Source organism: Olsenella sp. SW781 (assembly GCF_012027725.1).
Classification (GTDB): domain Bacteria; phylum Actinomycetota; class Coriobacteriia; order Coriobacteriales; family Atopobiaceae; genus Thermophilibacter.
In genome coordinates this window covers 175642-182496 of record NZ_SJOU01000005.1, presented here as the reverse complement: position 1 = coordinate 182496, position 6855 = coordinate 175642, and the positions used below count along the sequence as shown (strand labels likewise).

Below are 6855 nucleotides of genomic sequence, written 5' to 3'. Positions count from 1 at the left end.
AAATACGACACCGCCCCGGGTTTGGGGGGCGGGAATTTTTTTAAAAAGGCAGGGGGAGACAGGGGGGACAGGTTCATTTGTCTCATCGAGTTCATGAGACAAATGAACCTGTCCCCTCTGTCTCACCGCCCCTTTGTCTCGCGTCCCCTTTGTCTCACCGCCCCTCCGCCTCGCCCGCCCTACAGGCTCTGCTCCACGAGGTCCGCCGCGCGCTCGACGGTGAGCTCGAAGTCCTCGAGGAAGGAGCCCTTGAGCTCGCGCAGCACGTAGTCGGCGACCTGCATGCGTCCGGGCGGCCGTCCGATGCCAAACTGCACGCGGGCAAAATCGCGGCTGCCGAGCTTGTCGGCGATGGAGCGCAGACCGTTGTGCGCGTTGAGGCCGCCGCCCAGCTTGAGCTTGACCTCGCCCGCGGGCAGGTCCACCTCGTCGTGGACCACGAGGATCTCCTCGGGGCGCACCCGGTGGGCGCGCGCCAGCTTGGAGAGGGGTCCGCCCGAGGTGTTCATGTAGCTCATCGGCTTGGCGAGAAGAACCTCGCGCTTCTCGCCGTCCTTGTCGGTTACCGTGATCGAGGCGACCTGCGCGCCGGCCTCGGACTTCCAGTAGCGCACCCCACGTCGCGCGGCGATGGCGTCAATGGTGGCAAAGCCGGCGTTGTGCCGGGTGCGGGCGTACTCGGCGTCGGGGTTGCCGAGGCCGCAGACAATCTTGATGGTGCCCGGCCTCGCGGCTGGTTTCTGTGCGGGCATGGCGCTCCTTCACGGACGCGGGGCCGCCCGAAGACGACCCCGCATGTGTTTCAGGCTTTCAGAAAACCTGTCCCATTTTCTCTGAACGAAAAAACACGTCCCCAATTTGCAGGTTAGATCTCGGCGCCCTGGCCGCCGAAGATCTCGGAGACGGAGCGGCGCATGTAGACGCTGTTGATGGCCTCGGCGAGCTCGTTGGCGACGGAGATCGACTTGATCTTGGAGCCCGGCTTGTTGGCGGCCTCGCAGGGGATGATGTCGGTGACCACGCACTCCACGAGCGGCGCGTCCTCGAGGCGCTGAATGGCCTCGCCGGAGAAGATGCCGTGCGTGGCGGAGACGTAGATGTCGCCGGCGCCCATCTCCTTGAGCTTGCGGACGGAGTTGCAGAGGGTGCCCGCGGTGTCGATCATGTCGTCGTTGACGATGCAGGTCTTGCCCTCGATGTTGCCGATGATGCCCATGACCTCGGACGCGTTGTGCTTGGGACGGCTCTTGTGGGCAATGGCGACCTCGCAGCCCAGGTAGTCGGAGAGGCGCTTGGCGACCTTGGCGCGGCCCATGTCGGGGGAGACCACGACGGTGTTCTCCCAGTCGAAGTCCTTCTCCTTGAAGTAGTCGCCGATGAGGTAGAGGGCGGTGAGGTGGGTCACCGGGATGTCAAAGAAGCCCTGGATCTGACCCTGGTGCAGGTCGATGGTGATGACCTGGTCCACGCCGGCGGCCTCGAGCAGGTTGGCCACGAGACGCGCGGTGATGGGCTCGCGCGCGGAGGCCTTGCGGTCCTGGCGGGCGTAGCAGTAGTGGGGGAGCACGGCGGTGAACTTGGAGGCGGAGGCGCGCTTGGCGGCGTCGGCGACGACGAGCGTCTCCATGAGGAGGTCGTTGACGTTGAGGCCCGAGAGCGACTGGATGAAGAAGACGTCGTCGCCGCGGATGGACTCGTCGAAGCGGGCGTAGATCTCGCCGTTGGCGAACTTCTCGATCTTCAGGCCCTGCAGCTCGAGGTGCAGGATGTCGGCGATCTTCTGGGAAAGGGCCGGGTTGCCGGTGCCGGTGTAGAGCTTGATCTCCTTCTTCAGCGGCATGGGCTCACTCAGGTTCTCGTACATCTAGGCCTCACCTTTCTTGAGTCTCTCGAGACGCCGGGCGGCGTATCCCTCAACAATGCGCTCCTTGCTGCGCTCGAGATAGAGCGCGTCGGCAGGGACGTCCTTGGTGACGCAGGAGCTGGCGCCCACGAGGGCGCCGTCGCCGATGGTGACGGGCGCGACCATCATGGTGTCGGAGCCAACGAAGACGTTGTCGCCGATGACGGTGCGGTTCTTGTGCACACCGTCGTAGTTGCACGTGATGGAGCCGCCGCCGATGTTGACGCCGGCGCCCATGGTGCAGTCGCCGATGTAGGAGAGGTGGGGGACCTTGGAGCCCACGCCGATCGTGGAGTTCTTGATCTCCACGTGCGTGCCCACGTGCGCGCCCTCCAGGACGTGGGCGCCGCCGCGCAGGTAGGCGCGCGGCCCGCAGGTGACGCCCTTCTCGATGGTCACGTCCACGCCGACGGTCTCCTCGAGGGTGACGTGGTCGGCGACGGTGCAGTCCGTGAGGCGCGTGTTGGGGCCGAGCACGCACTCCTCGCCCACCGACGTTGCGCCCCAGAGCATCGTCATGGGGAGAAGGACGGTGTCGCGCCCGACGGTGACGTCGGGGCCCACCCAGGTGGTGGCGGGGTCGAGCATGGTGACGCCATCGAGCATGAGGCGCTCGTTGATGCGGTCGCGCGCGAGCGCGGCAAGCTCGGCGAGCTGCACGCGGTTGTTGGCGCCGAGGCCCTCGCGGTAGTCCTCGCAGTGGACGATCGTGGTGGCGTGGCCGTGGCCGCGCAGGATCTCCACCATGTCGGGGAGGTAGTACTCGCCCTGGGCGTTGTCGTTGCCGATCTCGCCCACGTGGGCGGCGAGAAGCGCGCCGTCGAAGGCATAGCAGCCGGCGTTGCACTCCAGGAGCTGCGCGTCCTGCTCGGGGGTGCAGTCCTTCTGCTCGACGATGCGCGCCACCGTGCCGTCCTCGGCGAGCTCGATGCGGCCGTAGCCGTGCGGGTCGGGCGGAGTCATCGTGAGGACGGAGGCGGCGTGGCCGCCGTCCGCCACGGAATCGGCGAAGGCGCGGACGGTCTCGGGCTCGATGAGCGGCAGGTCGCCGTTGAGGATGACGACGGGCCCGGCGTCGATGCCGGTCGCCTCGAGCGCCACGCGGACGGCGTGGCCTGTCCCCAGGCGCTCCGCCTGCTCGACGAACTCGACGTTCTTCTCGTTGGCAAGATGGTCCCGCACCTCTTGGGCACCGTTGCCCACGACCACCACGATGCGCTCGGCGCCGGCAACACGCGCGGCGCGCGTGACCCACGAGACGAGCGGGCGGTCGAGGAGCTTGTGCATTACCTTGGGGTGACGGGACTTCATGCGCGTTCCCTCGCCGGCGGCGAGGATGATCGCGGTCATGGGCATGGGCTGAGCCTCCAAGCGCTGTGTTGTCCCAACATATAGTCATCATGATAGCTCAGCCGCGCGGAAATGCGGCGCCGTGTCCGCCCGTTGACGCCGAATTCTCAGACGCTCCGAGAAAAGAGGCGCGCTTTGGGTTTGCGTCGAGAATATGTGGGTAACAGATAGTCGTTTTGTTATCCTACGTGTCCTGCCGAGAAGAACGGCGGGACAGGGAAGGGGCCGCCCCATGTGCACGGGGATTCGCTTCACCGACGCCAACGGCGCCATGTACTTCGGCCGCAACCTGGACTGGACCCAGGGCTATGGCGAGCGTGTGGTGATGACCCCTCCTGCGGCGCGCGTCCCGGCCGCCTTCGAGCGGCCGGATGACCTCGAGCGGGGTCACGCCGTCATCGGTATGGGCATCGTCGTGGGCGGCGTGCCGCTCTACTTTGACTGCGGCAACGACGCCGGTCTTGCCGTCGCCGGCCTCAACTTCCCGCAGAGCGCCCGCTACGCCGCGGCCCCGACGGACGGGGGCGTGAACGTCGCGGCCTACGAGTTCCCCTACTGGGTGGCGCGGAACTTCTCGAGTCTGGACGAGGTGCGTGCCGCGCTCGCGCGCGTGACCGTCGTGGCGCGCGCGGTGAACGAGCGGCTGCCCGTCGCGAACCTCCACTGGATCATCGGCGACGCCACCGGAAGCGTGGTCGTCGAGTGCCTTGAGGGCGGCCTGCGCGTGCGGGAGAACGACGTCGACGTGCTCACCAACGAGCCGGACTTCGGCTGGCAGCGCCAGAACCTGCGGAACTACCTGACGCTCTCCGAGGACGAGCCCGGCCAGGCCGCGTGGGGAGGGGCGGGCCTCGCCCCGTTTGGCTCCGGCATGGGGATGCACGGCATGCCCGGCGACTACAGCGGTCCTTCTCGCTTTGCGAAGGCGGCGTTCGTGAACACGCACTATCCCGTTCAGGACGGGGAGCGCGCCAACGTCACGCGGCTCTTCCGCACCCTCGGGTCGGTCGCGGTGCCGGATGGCTGCGCGCGCATGGGCGACGGCGCCTTCGAGCGGACGCTCTACACGAGCTGCTTCTCCGCCGCGAGCCTCACCTACTACCACGCGGCCTATGACGACCTCGCGATCAAGGCGTACCCGCTCTCGGGGTGCGACCTTGCGGGCACAGAGCCGGTGGTCGTGGAAGCGGCGGCGTAGCGCAGGGCGGCCCGCGGCACGCCGCGGGCCGGGCGAAAGCAAACGAACAAGGAGAAGACCCATGAGCAATCCCACCTCAGCGGCGGGCGGGGAGGGCGCTGTCGCGTCGTCCCCCGCAGCCGAGAAGTTCCTCGTCCTTCCCGTCATCATCTTGATCCTCGCCCAGATGGGCACGACGGGCGACAACGGCGCCCTGTCGCTGGCCGCCTCGGCCCTCACGAGCGACCTCGGCGCCACGACGTCTGACATCCAGCTCGCCAACATGATCTACCCGCTCGTGGGCGGCGCCTTCATGATCGCCGGCGGCCTTCTGGGGACCATCCTCGGCTGGGCGCGGACGTTCCGCGCGGGCGCCGTCGTGTGCGCCGCGGGCGAGGTGGCGCTCGCGCTCGCGCCGAACATGGCCGTCTTCATCTGGGTGGGCCGCGTCCTCGTGGGGCTCGGCGCGAGCCTGCTCGTCCCCTCGATCCTCGGGCTCATCCCCGTGCTCTACAGCGGCCGCAACCGCATGGTCGCCTTCGGCTGCGTCGGCGCGGCGTCCGGACTCTCCGCCGTGCTGCCGCTCGTGCTGGGCATGGTCATGGAGAGCGCCGGGATGAAGCCGACCTTCCTGCTGCTCGCGGCCTACTTCGCGGTGGTGGCGGCGCTCTCGCTGCGGCTCCCGCGCGCGGCGTCCGCGGGCGAGAGGCTCGCGTTCGACGGAATCGGCGTGACCCTTGCCGCGCTGGGGCTGTTCCTCTTCCTGATCGGCCTCTCCAACGTGTCCGCCTGGGGCCTCATCACCCCGTTCGAGCGCTGCCCGTTCACGATCTTCGGCATCTCGCCGGCCCTGCCGGTGATGGCGTGCGGCATCGTGGTGCTCGTGGTCCTCGTGCGGGTGGAGCGCCGCGTGGAGGAGAAGAACGGCATCGCGCTCCTGCCGAGCTCCTTCCTGCGGACGCCGCAGGTGCTCGCCGGTCTTGCCGCCAACGCGATCATGTTCTTCTTCATGGGCGCGCAGTCCATCCTCATGGCGCCCTACCTGCAGCTCGTTGCCGGCTGGTCGCCCGTCGACGTGGGCGTCATCTCAATCGTGACGGGCGTGCCCACCTTCGCGTTCTCGCTGGGCATCCCCAAGCTGCTCCCGCACGCCAACCCGCGCCACGTCATCCAGGCGGGCTATCTCGAGATGGCGCTCGCCCTCGGCGTCATGGCCCTCTCGGTCACGACGGACGGCGCCAGCGCGGCCGGCGTCTATGCGGGCGCGTTTCTCGCCGGCATGGGGGCGGGCACGGTGGCCTCGCACGCGAGCAACATCGTCGCCCTTGCCCTGCCGGAGCGCGACGCCTCCCAGTCGGGCGGCATCCAGAGCACGATGCGCAACGTCGGCCAGGCGTTCGGCGTGGCGCTGCTCGGCGCGGTGCTGCTCTTTGGGATGACCAACGCCATGCACGCGGGGATCGCGGGCGACGCGGCCCTGTCCCCGGAGGTGCGCGGGCAGCTCTCCAACATGAGCGTCGACCTCGAGAGCAACGACGAGTTCGAGCGGCAGCTCGATCAGGTCAATCTGACCCAGGACGAGCGCGACGAGCTGGTCAGGCTGGATGCCCAGGCTCGCTTCGACTCCACGCGCGCCGCCTATGCGGTGGGGGCCGTCATCGTGCTTCTCGGCCTCGCGACCACCCCGATGATCACGAAGCGCTAGGCGGCGAGCCCCTCACGCGTCCGGGTCGACGATGTAGCGCAGCGAGAGGAGGAAGAGCGCGCTGATGGCGAGGCAGGCGAACTTGCCCGTCGCGTCGATCAGGAGCTTGCACGCCACGGCGCCGACGCAAAACGACGCGACGAGCCCGGCGTAGCGAGCCGATCGATGCAGCTCGTGACGGTCCTTCTCGAAGATGCCGTCGTAGAGCGTCTCCCCGAGGGAGCGCAGGTTGCCGGTGCAGAAGACGCTCGCGTACGCCGACCTGGTCCCGAACTGCCGGAAGTTCTCGTACGAGACGGCGGCGCAGAACGAGATGGCGCTGTTGACGAGCAGGTCGGGCGCGCCCTCCGGCAGGAGCGCCACGACGGCGAACGCAACGGCCTCGAAGACGGCGACCCATCGCTGCATGCGGTGGGTCGCCCTTCCGTGCACGCGGACGAGGACGTGGCGCGAGAGCATGATGCCGGCGACGAAGGCCAGGATGGACACGAGGTAGTGCGACACGCCGAGCCACGCCCCCTCGGCGAGGTTCATGCAGAGCAGGACGATGTTGCCGGTCTGCCCCGTCGCGAAGACGTGGTCGTGCAGCAGGTACGAGTACGCGTCCATGAACCCGCCCGCGCAGATGACGATGAGCCCGAGCCGCACGGGCACCTTGGTCCTTCTTGCCGCAGCCTGTTCCGCCATGCTCCCTCTTTCGCTCGACGCCGCGTCCGCCGC

6 protein-coding genes are annotated in these 6855 nt (G+C 68.2%); 2 read left to right on the top strand and 4 right to left on the bottom strand.

What is annotated here, in order from left to right; all coding sequences use genetic code 11:
• Positions 1–179: 179 nt before the first annotated feature.
• From pth to glmU, 3 genes are all read right to left on the bottom strand, one after another.
• Positions 180–752 carry an aminoacyl-tRNA hydrolase gene (pth, locus tag E0L17_RS04685; protein ID WP_167930091.1) on the bottom strand — a complete coding sequence of 191 codons (573 nt, stop codon included), beginning with the start codon at positions 750–752 and terminating at the stop codon, positions 180–182.
• A 113-nt stretch (positions 753–865) separates the two neighbouring features.
• Positions 866–1864 (bottom strand): ribose-phosphate diphosphokinase, encoded by a 999-nt coding sequence (locus tag E0L17_RS04680; protein ID WP_167930090.1) that lies wholly within the window; start codon positions 1862–1864, stop codon positions 866–868.
• Positions 1865–3259, bottom strand: a complete 1395-nt coding sequence (glmU, locus tag E0L17_RS04675) for a bifunctional UDP-N-acetylglucosamine diphosphorylase/glucosamine-1-phosphate N-acetyltransferase GlmU (protein ID WP_167930089.1) — start codon at positions 3257–3259, stop codon at positions 1865–1867.
• A 226-nt stretch (positions 3260–3485) separates the two neighbouring features.
• Here glmU and bsh point away from each other — a divergent pair, with 226 nt between their 5' ends.
• Positions 3486–4451, top strand: a complete 966-nt coding sequence (bsh, locus tag E0L17_RS04670) for a choloylglycine hydrolase (RefSeq protein WP_167930088.1) — start codon at positions 3486–3488, stop codon at positions 4449–4451.
• A gap of 61 nt (positions 4452–4512) precedes the next feature.
• Positions 4513–6135: an MFS transporter gene (locus E0L17_RS04665; RefSeq protein ID WP_167930087.1), complete on the top strand. Its 1623-nt coding sequence runs from the start codon at positions 4513–4515 to the stop codon at positions 6133–6135.
• Between the two features lie 12 nt (positions 6136–6147).
• On the opposite strand, the gene E0L17_RS04660 is transcribed toward E0L17_RS04665, so the two are convergent.
• Positions 6148–6822 (bottom strand): YoaK family protein, encoded by a 675-nt coding sequence (locus E0L17_RS04660; RefSeq protein ID WP_167930086.1) that lies wholly within the window; start codon positions 6820–6822, stop codon positions 6148–6150.
• Positions 6823–6855 lie beyond the last annotated feature (33 nt).

Excerpts from the sequence above, each read along its gene's own strand:
- glmU (WP_167930089.1), bottom strand. The coding sequence starts at position 3,259 with ATGCCCATGACCGCGATCATCCTCGCCGCCGGCGAGGGAACGCGCATG.
- E0L17_RS04665 (WP_167930087.1), top strand. The coding sequence starts at position 4,513 with ATGAGCAATCCCACCTCAGCGGCGGGCGGGGAGGGCGCTGTCGCGTCG.
- E0L17_RS04660 (WP_167930086.1), bottom strand. The coding sequence starts at position 6,822 with ATGGCGGAACAGGCTGCGGCAAGAAGGACCAAGGTGCCCGTGCGGCTC.
- pth (WP_167930091.1), bottom strand. The coding sequence starts at position 752 with ATGCCCGCACAGAAACCAGCCGCGAGGCCGGGCACCATCAAGATTGTC.
- E0L17_RS04680 (WP_167930090.1), bottom strand. The coding sequence starts at position 1,864 with ATGTACGAGAACCTGAGTGAGCCCATGCCGCTGAAGAAGGAGATCAAG.
- bsh (WP_167930088.1), top strand. The coding sequence starts at position 3,486 with ATGTGCACGGGGATTCGCTTCACCGACGCCAACGGCGCCATGTACTTC.